This is a genomic window from Methylacidiphilum infernorum V4 (genome assembly GCF_000019665.1).
In the GTDB taxonomy this organism is placed as follows: Bacteria; Verrucomicrobiota; Verrucomicrobiia; order Methylacidiphilales; family Methylacidiphilaceae; genus Methylacidiphilum; species Methylacidiphilum infernorum.
In genome coordinates, this window is record NC_010794.1 from 2,135,507 (window position 1) to 2,149,584 (window position 14,078).

The 14,078-nt window shown below is 50.2% G+C and carries 14 protein-coding genes; 12 read left to right on the forward strand and 2 right to left on the reverse strand.

Features of this window, described 5'->3' with window-relative positions:
- The first annotated feature begins 65 nt into the window (after positions 1 to 65).
- Genes MINF_RS10100 through MINF_RS10110 form a run of 3 tightly spaced genes read left to right on the forward strand, consistent with a single transcriptional unit; the run spans position 66 to position 2,592 of the window.
- Complete coding sequence (locus MINF_RS10100; protein WP_048810367.1) at positions 66 to 722, forward strand: SOS response-associated peptidase; 657 nt, start codon at positions 66 to 68, stop codon at positions 720 to 722.
- 53 nt (positions 723 to 775) lie between these two features.
- Positions 776 to 1,336, forward strand: coding sequence for a LexA family protein (locus tag MINF_RS10105; protein ID WP_148205246.1), 561 nt, complete (start codon positions 776 to 778; stop codon positions 1,334 to 1,336).
- Positions 1,333 to 2,592: a Y-family DNA polymerase gene (locus MINF_RS10110; RefSeq protein WP_238523490.1), complete on the forward strand. Its 1,260-nt coding sequence runs from the start codon at positions 1,333 to 1,335 to the stop codon at positions 2,590 to 2,592. The genes MINF_RS10105 and MINF_RS10110 overlap by 4 nt, the downstream gene beginning before the upstream one ends.
- Positions 2,593 to 2,686: 94 nt before the next feature.
- On the opposite strand, the gene MINF_RS10115 is transcribed toward MINF_RS10110, so the two are convergent.
- Positions 2,687 to 3,109: an NADH-quinone oxidoreductase subunit A gene (locus MINF_RS10115; RefSeq protein ID WP_012464634.1), complete on the reverse strand. Its 423-nt coding sequence runs from the start codon at positions 3,107 to 3,109 to the stop codon at positions 2,687 to 2,689.
- A gap of 83 nt (positions 3,110 to 3,192) precedes the next feature.
- Here MINF_RS10115 and thpR point away from each other — a divergent pair, with 83 nt between their 5' ends.
- The 8 genes from thpR to MINF_RS10155 all read left to right on the forward strand — a co-directional run bounded on the left by thpR (position 3,193) and on the right by MINF_RS10155 (position 9,817).
- Complete coding sequence (gene thpR, locus MINF_RS10120; protein ID WP_012464635.1) at positions 3,193 to 3,783, forward strand: RNA 2',3'-cyclic phosphodiesterase; 591 nt, start codon at positions 3,193 to 3,195, stop codon at positions 3,781 to 3,783.
- A 52-nt stretch (positions 3,784 to 3,835) separates the two neighbouring features.
- Positions 3,836 to 5,161, forward strand: coding sequence for an adenylosuccinate lyase (gene purB, locus MINF_RS10125; RefSeq protein WP_012464636.1), 1,326 nt, complete (start codon positions 3,836 to 3,838; stop codon positions 5,159 to 5,161).
- Positions 5,162 to 5,172: 11 nt separating this feature from the next.
- Entirely contained in the window at positions 5,173 to 5,427 is a 255-nt protein-coding gene (purS, locus tag MINF_RS10130; RefSeq protein WP_012464637.1) for a phosphoribosylformylglycinamidine synthase subunit PurS, read from the forward strand.
- A complete protein-coding gene (purQ, locus tag MINF_RS10135) occupies positions 5,424 to 6,128 on the forward strand; it encodes a phosphoribosylformylglycinamidine synthase subunit PurQ (protein WP_048810368.1) in 705 nt (234 codons plus the stop codon). Before purS ends, purQ begins: the two co-directional genes overlap by 4 nt.
- Positions 6,125 to 6,790, forward strand: a complete 666-nt coding sequence (locus MINF_RS10140) for a methyltransferase domain-containing protein (RefSeq protein ID WP_012464639.1) — start codon at positions 6,125 to 6,127, stop codon at positions 6,788 to 6,790. The genes purQ and MINF_RS10140 overlap by 4 nt, the downstream gene beginning before the upstream one ends.
- Before the next feature lie 30 nt (positions 6,791 to 6,820).
- The gene (locus tag MINF_RS10145) at positions 6,821 to 8,317 is read left to right on the forward strand and encodes an ArnT family glycosyltransferase (RefSeq protein ID WP_012464640.1); all 1,497 of its coding nucleotides are present in this window, start codon (positions 6,821 to 6,823) and stop codon (positions 8,315 to 8,317) included.
- 97 nt (positions 8,318 to 8,414) lie between these two features.
- Positions 8,415 to 9,173 carry an inositol monophosphatase family protein gene (locus MINF_RS10150; RefSeq protein ID WP_012464642.1) on the forward strand — a complete coding sequence of 253 codons (759 nt, stop codon included), beginning with the start codon at positions 8,415 to 8,417 and terminating at the stop codon, positions 9,171 to 9,173.
- A gap of 8 nt (positions 9,174 to 9,181) precedes the next feature.
- Complete coding sequence (locus MINF_RS10155; protein ID WP_148205247.1) at positions 9,182 to 9,817, forward strand: DUF4412 domain-containing protein; 636 nt, start codon at positions 9,182 to 9,184, stop codon at positions 9,815 to 9,817.
- A gap of 141 nt (positions 9,818 to 9,958) precedes the next feature.
- Here MINF_RS10155 and MINF_RS11545 read toward each other — a convergent pair whose 3' ends face one another.
- On the reverse strand, positions 9,959 to 10,111 hold the full coding sequence (locus MINF_RS11545) for a hypothetical protein (protein ID WP_012464646.1): 153 nt from the start codon (positions 10,109 to 10,111) through the stop codon (positions 9,959 to 9,961).
- A 786-nt stretch (positions 10,112 to 10,897) separates the two neighbouring features.
- Here MINF_RS11545 and MINF_RS10160 point away from each other — a divergent pair.
- Positions 10,898 to 13,486 (forward strand): TonB-dependent receptor, encoded by a 2,589-nt coding sequence (locus MINF_RS10160; protein ID WP_012464649.1) that lies wholly within the window; start codon positions 10,898 to 10,900, stop codon positions 13,484 to 13,486.
- Positions 13,487 to 14,078 lie beyond the last annotated feature (592 nt).

Sequence of the window (14,078 nt, forward strand, 5' to 3'; positions counted from 1 at the left end):
GAAAAGTCCAAAAAAAACTTTTTTTGTTTTTTTCCCCTTGGCTTGCTAAACTAAAACGACCAAGGATGTGCGGCCGGTTTTCCCTTCATACTTCCCCCCGGGTCATCCAGCAGGTTTTCAAGCTTGATTCCCTGCCCGATATCACCCCTCGGTACAACATCGCACCCTCAACCCCCATCCTGGCCATAAGGAAAAAAGAGGGGAAAAACGATGCAGCCCTGCTGCGCTGGGGACTCGTTCCCCACTGGGCCAAGGAACAAAAAAGCGGCTACAGCCTCATCAACGCCCGTGCCGAAACCCTTTGTTCGAAACCGGCTTTCAGAGAGAGTTTTAAAAAAAGAAGATGCCTGATCCCCGCAGACGGCTTTTATGAATGGGAATCTGTCGATGGCAAAAAAACACCCTGGTACATCACCCTGCCCGACTTGCCCCTGTTCGCCTTTGCCGGCCTGTGGGATAGCTGGCGGTCCCCGGAACAAAGCGTGGAATCCTGCACGATCATCGTGACCGAAGCCTGCGAAACACTGCGCCCGATTCATCCAAGGATGCCGGCCATCCTCGCTCCTGCCGACTACGAGCGGTGGTTGCAACCGACCGCCGGGGAAGAAGAAAAAGATCTTTGCCTGCTCACGCCCTGGCCGGGCGAGATCCGCCTGCGCCGGGTAAGTCCCGCGGTCAACAAACCTACCGTGGAAGGAGAAGGGTTAATCCGGGAAGTCTAAAAAACACTTTATCCTTCTTAAGATCCAAAATCCGTTTTATATTTTCGGTGGGTATGAAAGAAAAACCGCAAGGAGAGTTGGCCAACGGCTCTCCCCCAACCCCATTACTGGAAGGTTCCGAGGCAAAAAAGGAGGAAAGCATTCCCGGTAGCTTTCCTTGCCCGGGGGAAGGCAGCCCGGGGAGGGTCTACCGGTTCAATCCCGGAGCCGAAGCCCTTTCCTATCCTTTGTTTGGTTGTCGTGTCGCCGCCGGTTTTCCCAATCCTGCAGATGACCATCTCGAAAAGAGCTTAAGCCTTGATGAGCTTTTGATCAAAAGACCTGCGGCAACGTTCTTCGTCAAGGCCAGCGGGAATTCCATGGAAGGAGAGGGAATAAGGGATGGGGACATCCTGGTCGTCGATAGGGCCGAAAAGCCTAAAAACGGCTCGATCGTCGTGGCGGCGATCAACGGGGAGTTGGTGGTCAAAAAGCTCTGGATGGAAGCCGGCCACAGCTGGTTAAAATCGGTCCCCGCCGAGGGTGCCAAGGCTTTTTCCATGGAAATCCATGAGGAGGTCGAGCTGGTTATCTGGGGAGTGGTGACCGCCGTTATCCATAAATTTTGGCCATGAAAAAAACGTTTTGCCTTGTCGACTGCGACAACTTTTATGTTTCATGCGAACGGCTGTTCAACCCCGGCCTTGAAGGCAAACCGGTGGTCGTCCTCTCGAACAACGACGGTTGCATCGTTTCCCGGTCCAACGAAGCCAAGCTCCTGGGCATCCCCATGGGTGCCCCTTTTTTCCGCTGGAAAGAGTTTTTCAAACAACAGGGGGTCGTCGCTCTCTCCAGCAACTATGCCCTTTATGGAGACATCAGCGGCAGGCTGATGCAGCTCCTCGAAGAGTCCGCTCCTTGCGTAGAGATCTACAGCATCGACGAGGCCTGGATCGACTTAAGTGCCCACCCCTCCCCGGAAAGTTTTGCCAGGGAGTTAAGGGAAAAGATCCGGAGATGGACGGGCATCCCGGTCACCCTGGGTATCGCACCCACAAAAACGCTGGCCAAGGTCGCTTCCAAGATAGCCAAGAAAACAACCGCCCTGAAAGGGATGAACCTCCTTTTTGGGGAAGAAGAAATAGACCAGGCTTTAAGAACGCTTGAAGTAGACGAGCTTTGGGGAATAGGAGCCAGGCTTGCGGCAAAACTCAAGGAACGGGGAATATCCAAGGCAGTCGATCTTAAAAATGCCGATCCTTTCAAGATACGCAGGCTTTTTTCTGTCATGCTCGAACGAACGGTCTGGGAGCTGCGGGCAATAAGCTGTTTTGGTCTTGAAGAAAACGTTAGTCCTCCCAAGCAGATCCTCTCCTCCCAGACCTTTGGGCAAACCCTTTTTAGCCTGGATGAACTCAGGGCGGCCACGGCCCACTTCGTCAAGGAATCCGCAAGAAAACTCAGGCAATTTGGGCTTGCGGCACACCAGCTGAGCGTTTTTCTGCGCCATGGACCGTTTCCCGGCTACATCGAATCGGCAAGCTTTCGGTTCATGGAACCGATCGGGGATGTGATCGGCTTGCTGGAAAAAGCGGATAGCCTTCTGCAAGCCCTCTACAAGCCCCAAAGGGCATACACAAAGTCAGGGGTAATCCTTTTCGATCTCCTTCCCCAAAGCTGTCACCAGGCTTCGTTCTGGCCGCCGGAGGAAGAAAAAGAAAGAAAATACGCTACCCTTTCCCATCTCCTCGAGGAGTTACCCAAGCAAAAGGGCAAGCCCACCCTCCGGGTAGGCACCGAACTGCTGGGCGAAAACTGGAGGCTGCGTTTCCAAAGGAAAACCCCAAGCTATACAAGCCGGTGGGAGGAGATCCCCGCGGTCAAGGCATAAAGACAGGCTTGAGGCTTGTTTAAGCTTCAAAGAACGCCGACCCATGAAAAAGCACTTGAAAGGGACAAAGGGAAACCGGCTTGAGCGGCAACGCTCATCCCTTTTGGGTCCAATCCAGGGCTTTTTTGCGGATTTCGTAGATAAAACCCACGGCCAGCACGAGAAGGAAAAAGAGGATGACCAGCAAAACTTCCCATCCCCGGGAAAGAAGATCCTTGTAGGAAATGGCCCAAACGAAGAAAAAAATCGTTTCAATGTCAAAAAGGATAAAGAGCATCGCCACCATGTAAAACTTGACGGAAAACCGGGGAGCTTGGGGACCGATGGGATCCTTGCCGCATTCATAAGGAATGTCTTTTTCTTTGGTTCGTCTTCCCTTTTGACCGATCAGGTTAGAAACGCCAAGCATGCCCCCGGCGACGAGCAGGGCGGTCAAAAACTGCAACACGAAGGCAAAGGCGCTAAAATCTTCAGAATAAGGTTGGGATTGTTCTGCCCAAAACAAAACGCTGTTCATGAGAGTCTTTCCTTCTTCTCTTGCTTTTTCCTAATTCCCTGTAAAAAACTTTTTTAGTCTAACTTAAAGAAAGGGATTTTTCAATGGATTTAAAAGAAGAAAAAAAAGAAAGGTTTTTCTTTGCTTTTTGGCCCGATTCTCAGCGGCAATCCCTCCTTGGCCGACTGCGAGAAGAGCTCTTTGCCGGGATTCAAGCCAGGGCTATCCCCCCGGAGTTTCTCCACCTGACCGTTCTTTTCCTGGGATGGACGTCCCCAAGGAGCATTGAAGAAATCGTAAAGGAGCTTCCCGGCCGGTTAAAAACCGAAGGATTTCCCCTTTTTTTCCAATTCAGCAAAGCGGTCTTCAAGAGGAGGGGCAAAGAAGGCATTATTTGGCTTGAAGCTGTCCGCGTCCCTCCGCCCGCCGAAAGGCTGCTTCAAGACTTGATCCAGTTGATGACCCAAAAAAAGCTTTCTTTCCAGGCCCATAGTCCTTTCGTTCCCCACATCACGATCTTTCGCCATGTCCTTCCCCAAAGTCTTCCTGAAAACCTGGCGAAAAGAAAAGAGATCGAACTGCCCGCCCCCTTTGAACTCGGCGTGGATACCTTGTACCTGGTCCGCTCGGAACTGAAAGCCGAAGGAAGCGATTATAAAAAAGTCTTTTCTTTTCCCCTCGCCCAACAAAATTGAGCTTTTTTTTATTTTCCCTTTCCTTGATTAGCATTAAGTTAAGTTTTTCCCTATGATCGATCGATACTCGCGTGAAGCTATGCTCCAGGTCTGGAGCGAAGAAAAAAGGATAGAACACTGGATCAAGATCGAACGGCTCGTTCTCGAGGCCTTAGCCTCTTGCGGGGTTGTACCCAAAGAAGAGATCCAGGGCATCCCAGAAACGGTGTCGGTTTCCATCGAGGAAATCAAGAAAAGAGAAGAAAACCTCCAACATGAAATCTTGGCCTTTTTAGAACCCCTGGCCGATCGGCTGGGAGCCGCGGGAAGATACCTCCACTTCGGATTGACTTCTTCAGATATCCTGGACACTACCTTTGCCTTGCAGCTCAAGGAAGCCTCCGAGCTGCTTCTTGCCGACATCGAAAAGCTCATCCAACGGGTCGAGCAAAAGGCGGTCCAGTATGCCTTTTGTCCCATGATGGGAAGAACACACGGGGTCTTTGCCGAGCCCACCACCTATGGGCTTAAACTGCTCCAAATGCGCGAAGAGTTTAAAAGGGCTTATGGGCGGCTCTTGGCCGCCCAAGAAGAGATTATCCATGGGATGATTTCCGGGGCGGTGGGCACCTATGCCCACCTGGATCCCCGGGTAGAAAAAATCGTCTTAGACAAACTGGGATTAAAAGCCGAAGCCGTTTCTTCCCAAGTCATTCCCCGGGATCGGCATGCCTTTTTCCTTAATTGTATCGCTCTTGTAGGTTGTTCGATCGAGAGGTGGGCCACCGAGTTTCGCCATCTCCAAAGATCGGAAGTCCTTGAAGTCGAGGAACCCTTTAAGGCCGGTCAAAAGGGCAGCAGTGCGATGCCCCACAAAAAAAATCCCATCTTGTGTGAAAGGTTGTGCGGACTGGCCCGGCTGTTGCGCGGATATGCCCTGTCGGCCATGGAAAACGTGGCGTTGTGGCACGAAAGGGATATCAGCCATTCTTCCGTCGAAAGGGTAGCTTTCCCCGATGCCACCCTCCTGCTGGATTACATGCTTTTTCTGCTGACCGGGATCGTCGAAAATCAAAAGGTTTATCCAAATCGGATGATGGACAATATCCTTGCCAGCCGACAGCTCTATGCTTCCGAGGGAATCATGTTGGCCCTGGTCAAAAAGGGAATGAGCCGGAAGGAAGCTTACGAAGCGGTGCAACAGGCCGCCATGAATTGCTGGGAAAAAGGCAAGCCCTTAAGCGTCTATGCCCAATCCCATCCGCTCATCTCCCGCCTGCTCAGCCCCAAGGAAATAGAGGCCCTCTGCTCCTTGGAATCGTATTTAAGCAATGTCGCTTTCATTTTCGAGCGATGCGGTCTTAAGTTGCCTTCTTCTCCCCTTCCTTCCCTTGCTTAGGATTTTTAAAAATGATTAGAGCCAAACTGCTTATCCTTCCTAAAACCGGCGTGTTCGATCCCCAGGGGGAAACCTTGCGCAGGGCCCTGATCCAGCAGGGGCTGGTTGAAACTCAATCCGTCAGGGTAGGCAAAGAGATCGTCATCGAACTTCAGGATGCCGACGAAGAGAGGTTAAAGAAAAAGGTAGAAGAGGTGGCTAAGAATTTCTTAGCCAATCCGGTTATCGAGCAGTATGAAATCCAATGGGAAAGAAAAGAACAATGAATTGGGCGATCGTTGAATTTCCCGGTTCTAATTGTGGACCGGACTGTCTTTATGTCGTTGAAAAGGTACTCAAGCATAAGGCCACCTTGCTTTGGCACACCGACAAGAGGATCCCCCCCGTCGATGCCCTTATCCTGCCGGGGGGGTTTTCTTACGGGGACTACTTGAGATCGGGAGCCATCGCCTCGCTATCGCCCATCATGGAAGCGGTCAAAGAGGCTGCCCAGGCCGGCGTGCCCATTCTAGGAATATGCAACGGCTTTCAAATCCTTTGTGAATCTAGGCTCCTTCCCGGGGCCTTGATCACTAACCGCTCCTTGCGGTTTGTTTGCAAGCGGGTTTATCTCCGGGTGGAAAGAACGGATTCCCTCTTCAGCCACCTTTTTCATCCCGGGGAGGTTATCCGCATCCCCATCGCTCATGGACAAGGCTGTTTTTATGCCGATCCCCAGACCCTTGAGCAGATGGAAGCCCAGGGGATGATCCTCTTGCGCTACTGCGATTGCCAAGGCCAAGTTGGCCCCCAGTCCAATCCCAACGGTTCGGTGGGAAACATCGCCGCGGTACAGAACCAGCGGGGGAATGTCCTAGGGTTGATGCCCCATCCCGAAAGAGCTGCGGAGACCGAAATGGGATCGGTCGACGGGAAAAAAATCTTTGAATCCCTTTTTCGAGCCGTTGAAGCTTACAAAGGAAAATGAAGGTTGAAGGCATTGACAAGGAGCTTGATATTCCGGTAATTAGGGCAATGGACAACAAAGGGAACTCTCTTTCTTTGGACCACTATCTTTACTGGGAATTGAAGTATCAATCCGGTCAAACGGGCTGGGACAGGGGAGCGCCATCTCCTGCGCTGGTCGAAGCCCTAGAGATATTGCCGGCTCCCCAAAGAGTATGCGTTCCCGGATGCGGCAATGGTCATGACGTTCGCTACCTGGGCAGTTTAAAAATCCATGCCGTGGGCATCGATTTTGCCCCTTCTGCGATTGAAAAGGCCAAGTCCTTGGCCCAATCTCCTTTTGAAAACTACTTCCTTGCCGACATTTTTTCCCTGCCCAAAGAGTTTTACTCTTCTTTTGATTGGGTCTGGGAACATACCTGTTTTTGCGCCATCCCCCCTGAAAAAAGGCCCGATTATGTCCTTTCGATGTACAACCTCCTTAAAAAGGGAGGGATTTTTCTTGGGATTTTCTTTTTGGATACGGGCAATCCTGGAGAGCCTCCTCCTTACTGCTTCAAGCTAGAGGAGATTGACCTTTATTTCGATCGTTACTTTCAACTGGAAGCTGAATGGCTTCCTGCAAGCAATTACGCGGGAAGAGAAGGAGAGGAAATCGTCCGGTTGTATAAAAAGAAAGATTAAAAAAAAACAGCCAAAAGAAAAGGGCTTTCCATGCTTAAAAGCCTACCCCTTTGCGTCCAGCGGCGTCCTTTTTACAGGGCGATCGCCCTGGGACTTATCCTGGCCGTCTTTTTTTTCCACCTCGGCTTTGCCCCGAGCTTCGACCTTGTACCCGATGAAGCCTACTACTGGCTCTGGTCCAAGCATCCCGCTTTTTCTTATGCCACCAAGGGACCGTTGGTCGCCTGGGCGATTGCTATAGGATCGTTCTTTTTCGGAGACAGTGTCCTGGGGGTAAGGATCATGTCTGTTGTTTTCGGCCTTGGCAGCGGGCTTTTTTTATACCTGCTGGCCGAGGAACTCTTTGGAGCTTTCCCCGCCCTGCTCGCGGTTATTTTTGCCGCCGGCTGTCCCTTGTTTTCCATCGGCTCCGTCCTGATGACCATTGATTCTCCTTCCCTGTTTTTCTGGCTTCTTAGTGCTTTTCTCTTTTTAAAAGCCCTTTCAGAAGACAAACTACGCTACTGGATTTGGGCCGGGATAAGCGTGGGGCTGGGGTTTTTGGCCAAGTACGTCAACGGGCTGGAAATTCTCAGCTTTAGCCTTTACCTGGCCTTGCAGCCCCAGCGAAGAAGTCTTTTATGCTCAAATCGTTTTTTTTCTTTCCTTTCCTCCGCCCTGCTTGTTTCTCTTCCCGTGTGGATCTGGAATCTTAACCACGGCTGGGTCACGGTCTTTCATCTCCTTCACCGGGGAGGACTCACTTCTTCCCTGGGGTTCCACCCCTCCGAGCTGCTGAAATTCTTTCAAGAACAGCTCCTCAGCTATTCTCCCTTTCTTTTCGTGGGTATTCTTTGGGCGGTTCTCTTAGTCCTCTTTATCCCTTCCTTGCGTTCCCCTCAAGCCCTTTACTGCCTGACGCTATTTTCGCCCGTCTTTCTCTTTTATTTTTTCTTGAGCTTTCAGCAGGCGGCAAAGGGAAACTGGACGGTCACGGCGATCTCCAGCGGGATTATTCTTCTTGCTTATGCCTGTTCAAAATTCTGGGCTTTGCCTTCCCTCAAGGTTTTTGTCCTGGGAGGACTCCTTTTGAGTCTTTTGCAAACCGCTCTCTTGCACGGAGAAAGCCTTTCTTTTCTAGGAATCAAACCGGGCAAGGATCCCCTTTTAAGACCCCGGGGATGGCAATCCGTGGCCATCCAGCTCAAGGAGATCCAGGACCATTTCCATCCCGACTTTTTCATCGCTAGCGACTACGGGTTGGCCGCTGCGTTGAACTTTTTACTGCAAAACTGCCGGTTTTATCTCCCCACCGATCTTCGTTCCCAAACCCAGTTCGCTTACTGGGAAAGTTACCCGGTCCAACCCCGTTGCCGGGCCATCTATATTTCCAACGATGAAAACGCCTTTCTGCCTCAATGCCTGAAAAAAGAATTTGGCCAGATTGAACCCATTGGTGGGTTCTGGAGAGAATACAAGGGAAAAAAGGTAGAATATTACAGGCTTTGGCTCCTTTTGGGTTCTCCAGCCCCTGCTTCCGAAAAATGAGGTTGGGTTCGAATCCAAAACAAGCTAGCCCTTTTCTTTTGCACGGCCATAAGCTATAAAGGAATAACCTAGAAAAGAGCAGAACTTTTTTATCCTTATGCCCAACGAGTTTCTTTCTACCGCCATCGAATCGGCATTAGAAGCCGGACATTTTTTGCGCCGTCATTTCGGAACCGAGATCAAGATAGAGGAAAAATTTTCTTACGATCTTAAAATCGAACTCGATAAGCTTGCCCAACAAAAGATCATAGAATCCATCCTCAGGGATTATCCCGGGCACAAGGTCCTTGGGGAAGAGGGGACGAGCGGCCCTCCGGATGCAGAGGTCTGTTGGATTGTCGATCCTCTCGATGGAACGGTCAACTTCACTTACGGAATTCCCCATTTTTGTATTTCCATCGCTGTTCAAAAGCAGGGCAAAACCGTTGCTGGGGTCATTTACGATCCGATAAGGGAAGAACTCTTTACGGTGAGTGAACCGGGCCTACCCAAGCTCAACGGCAAGGTGATCCAATCCAGCCCGAGAGCTTACCTTTCCGAAGCGGTGGGAGTAATCGGTTTTTCAAGAACCAAGGAAACAATAGCCAAAGCTACGGAGCTGTTTTTCAACCTTGTCCCCAAGGTAAGGAAAATCCGTTTCACCGGTTCGGCTGCACTCGATCTTGCTTACGTGGCTTGTGGCCGGCTGGATTTCTACATCGAACAGCAGATCCAGCTATGGGATATAGCGGCCGGGGTTTTACTCGTCGAAAAATCGGGGGGAAAGATAACCACCAAGCCTATCGTCGAAGGAAGAACGTTTTGCCTCAAAGCGACCAACGGGGTATTGAACCTCGATTTTATAACCTTTGATTGATTTTTTATATGAAGTTCTTTTTTTTAGAGAGCCTATCCCCGGCAAGACCTTGTTGTTTTTTCTTGGTCCTGTTTTTTTCCTTTTCTTGGAGCAAACTCCAGGGGGGCATTCCCTTCAAGCAAGACACCCAGTTTAGCGTGCTCCAGGTCATCCACACCGCCCATTCCCCTCCCATAAAACAAAAGGTATTCGTGGACAACCAGAAAATGAGAATGGAGTTAATCGAGGCCGAAGAGCCTAACGTGATCATTTACCGCTCCGATCTTGGCCTCTTTTATACGCTTTTACCCCAAAAAAAGCTTTGTTTTGTTACCCCTTATTCCCATGCTTTCAAGAACAAAGATCCCATCGCCTCCAACCGTCTGCATAACCTTACCCTGCTAGGGACAGAGCTTCTTGATGGAGTTCCCTGCGATAAATACGAGGTCACAGGACCCTTTGGCAAAGCTTACCTTTGGGTTGACAAGGAAAAAGATGTTCCCCTTCGGCTCAGCAGCATGGAGGGACAAAACGTGGTGGATTGGATCGACTATCAAAAAGGGCCCCAACCTCCCCAACTTTTCGATCCTCCTCAAGGCTACCAGGTCATCGACTTGAGTAAAAATGTACCCCGGAAATCCCCTCCTCCTTCCCCTTCCCCTTAGGCCCAGCGGGAAGCTATCAGCTTGGGTGTTTTTGAACGAAGGATGTGAACCGGTCCTTTTTTTTAGAGATCATTTTTACGTATGCCCAAGGGATCCAGAAACAGGAAAAATAAATCCTAGATTTTAAAGAAGGAGCCGGGTTTAGACGGCAAAACAAAACTCCTCTTTCCTGGCGTTGTGCAGGAACTTGAGGGGAGTGCCAAAACTTTTCAAGCCTAGAAGGGCAAAATCCAGAAGAGGATCCAACTTTATTATCTCTAAAGCTTCATGTCGTCTACAAGTGGTGGATTCCATATCACATTGTCTACGATAAGAACATCCGGTATGAAGTGCGGACTGAAAAAAAGAGTTATTCTAAAGTGCATTTTTTTCAGGAAAACGAGCCTAGAGTAAAGTTTTTCTTAAACCATCCCTGCCCAAGCCCACACTATACACCGCTCCACACCTATCCGAAGTCCTAATCGGGTAAGGATAATATCCTGCCAGTCACCTGCGCAAGGCAGACTAAAGGCTTTTTCCTCAACCTTGATGAAGGGATTGGAAGAAAAGACCCTGAGATATGGAGTAAAAATTTATCTATGTAATCTTTAAAGTCGATTTTCCCCACAAGCTAAGAAAATAAGACACATCCATTGTTTTACCGGCCAAAGCCAGATTGGGACCTCTACCTTATTACCTTTCCAGCTATATGCCTTATTCGATGCCAAAACCTCCAGGAGGTAGCAAATTCAGTAGCCTTTGAGACCGTGGTTTGCGATCCAAAAATGGAGTATTTCAAATTCAGTGATCAAGCATGTCATGGCCAGGGGCTGCCTTAAGAGGATCTTGCCATAAGTTCGAAAAACCTACTTCAATAAAGGTCCAAGTTCTTTCATGGAGCATTTTCAGAATGATAGCAGTCTAGTCTTAGCTTTTAGCTGGATATGATCCCAATGGCGACTCATCCGGATACAAGATTTTCCCATAAATGGGGGAATAAACGAATCATCTTCGAATAAAAATTTCAGGAACACAGATGGACTGCACCGCTTGAAGTTGGTACAGGTTCTGCTTTTTCACTTCTCCGGAGCCAAGTTCGAAATGAAGGTAAAGACCGGGCAAAGGCAGTTACCTCTACCCACTGCCCAGTCTTCGACTCTTTTCCCGCCAGGGACTCAACTCTTCCCCTTCCTTTTCTGGTGGCTTGTAGCAGCTTCAGCCTTAAGTTCTTCCGAAACAGCCTCGTCTTTCCCGCAGGCTTCTTCAACTTCCGACTCTTCAACGCCTTTATCCGATCCGCCAAGTACTCCAACCGACATATCCACTCCAGGACCTACTGCGGCCGGTTCGTCAACTCCGGGAGGTCAACAGGGCAGCCTCCCCGGCATGGTGGTCAGTACAACAGCTCCCGGCGAGTCGATGCTCCCGACGGCCACCCCCACCGAGTCAGGAGCCTATGGACAGCCGCTGAACGTGCTCGATATCCCCAGGCAACTCTTTCCCGTCAACCAGAAAATCTTGCAAACGGAGGGAGCCGGTACCCAGGGGTTTTTCGATCCGGTCAGTACCGCTTTCCTTTCCCCGGGTTCAACGGCTTCTGCAGGGAACAACCTCGTTATTGCCCCCATGATCCGTGGGATGCCTCCACTGGGGTTCATCAACGGCATGCAGATGGCGATGCACGACGGTGGGTGGTGGAACCTCCCGTGGAACTACAACATGGTTGAATCGTTTGATGTGATCGAGGGACCGCCCAATGCCGTCCTTGGCGAGTTCCAGCCCAACGGCGGGGCCGTCAACTACATCACCAAGCAGCCTTACTTTGACCGGTTCCGCGGTTACGTATGGGATACGACCGGGATGTACGAAAATTACCTCTGGGGAGCTGACATCGGTGGACCGATCGACAAGGAAAAGAAGATCGCTTACCGATTCAGCTACATGGGGATGGAGAACGGTAGTTACTATCAATACCAGTATAACGACCAGCAGAACTTCTACCTGGCCTTGAGCGCTCGGCCCTCCGACAATTACTCGGTTGATTTCTACTCCGATCTTGGCACCTATAACTTCGATATAATGGACTTCATGAATCGGCCGACCAACGAGCTGATCAACAACGATCTATACCAGACCGGGGCTTTAGCTCCCTCGCAAGTAGCATTCGGATTTCCCCCATTCAACACCTATGCGGGGCCGCTTGTTCCCATTAGCCTGCGCTCGACCGATATGAACCCGGCCAGTGGTGCCCAGGGTATAACCGGAATGCTTCAACTTGTTCAAAACATCGTCATTGATGATGACCTGCACATCCGAAACAACACTTTTGTATTCTATATTCACAACTCTTTTATCGACTACTCTGAAATGCAAGATATCGATGTGCCGGGAGACTACGAGGTATATAATCGGACCGAGGTTTTAGCGGCCCTCCACCCCGAAGAGGCTCTCTTTGAGCAGAACATCGATGCGGGGCTTGAGTTCGGATTCCAACGCAACCTCGATTATGAGGCTTCATTTCTAGGAATTCAGAATGCTTGGAGTATCGCAAACCCAAACAATCCCTCACTGGCTAACCCCAATCTTTGGAATGCCGAGCTTTCAAACGCCTTTGTAGCTGAGATCAAAAATCCACATGCCTTTGGCGGTGGGATGTGGCCTATTCCTTCGGCTCCTCCCGGATGGTATTTTCAACCCTTAAACGGTTATTCGCTCACCGAGGATTCGCAGTTTTGGGAAGTTGCCCCCTTCTACCAGCACAACATCCACTTCACCGACAAACTCATGCTCCTGGTGGGCGGTCGGGCGACAAACCTCTTCATCAGTGCCCAAACTCCTCCAGGCACGCCGGCTTTCCTTTCCACCGGTTACGACGCGGCCGTGCTCATGCCGATGGTCAACGTGAGCCCTGTCTATAAACCCTTTCCGTGGATGACCGCCTATTTCGACTTCAACTGGGGGTATACGAGTGCGGTGGGGGATTTAGGAGGTTACACACCGATCTATGCTGGGGCCGAGTTCCGACTCGTCAACCAGCTCATCGAGGGAGGAATGAAATTTAGCCTGCTCAAAGACAAGCTCTACATCACCACTGCAGGTTTCGAGCAGAACTTGTACATCCCCAACGTCGGATTACCTCCAGCGCTAGCCTACATCAAGGGCTTTGAACTTGCCCTCACCTACCAGCCAACCAAGAACTTCTGGGCTCGCATCCAGTACCTTCTTGCCAATGGTACCGAGGACTGGTCAGGGCTTCCCATAGGCCCATTCCAGTTCCAGACCTATTCAACATCAACCGCATTGGCCCAAGGCCTTCCCCTCAACAACGCGACCAGTTATCCCCCAGGCAAGTATGCCTTTATCGGTTGGCCCGATCAATCCTTGACCGCTATGGTTACCTACCAGACCAACATGGGCCTAGGGGTAACCCTTTCGGCACTCGTTTTGAGCAACCAGTATCTCGATTATTCTTACAACCTAGAAATCCCCACCGAGTATGTCATCAATGGGCGCCTATACTATTCGACACCCCGGTGGGATATTGCGGTGAATATTTACAACTTGACCGATAACCGTCATCTCTGGTTTCCTTTTGGACCAGGAGCGACCTTCGGGAGGACATTGAACACCGAACAGATTATCGCCGGCTTACCCTTCTGGGTGCAAGGCACAGTCGGCTACAAGTTTTAGTTCCTATGAGCCGAAATGAGTCGAAAATTATTCTCTACCACAGAAAGGAAAATTACGAGTAACATGCCGTTCTTCCTCTACATTAATGAAAAGCAAGAAATCTGGCTCAATGATAAACCAACAAGGTAAGAATAAAAAGGTGCACGGCTATTGCCTGCCTTCTCTTCCCCAATCCTTACTCAACCCATTTGGTTTTTACCATCACTGCCAAAATATGAACCCGATAGTTTCCTAAACAACCGGCCCACGCCTATATCCTAGCTTCCGCTTGCCTGGTGGATATGCACCCTTCCGGAAGTGTCTGCCTCCTACCCAAGGAGATGAATATCATCTCTGGAGGAAAATGGCCACAAAAAAAAAGAGTCATGAAACCCCTTTCCTAGCGTTGCTCTAAAGTCAATCCGAGGAACTCCTGAATCGGTTCTCCTTTCTTTTCATGCGAGCACGATAAAGAGATCGGCCTTTTCTTCTCCTACCATACGGTGGATCTACCTCTGGCTACTTTTTTCAAGAACCTACCATAGAGGACAACTCATTTTCCCTTCGAAAGAGCCCACGGGCAACGAGCAATGGCTTGCTAGAGCGGCCCGAT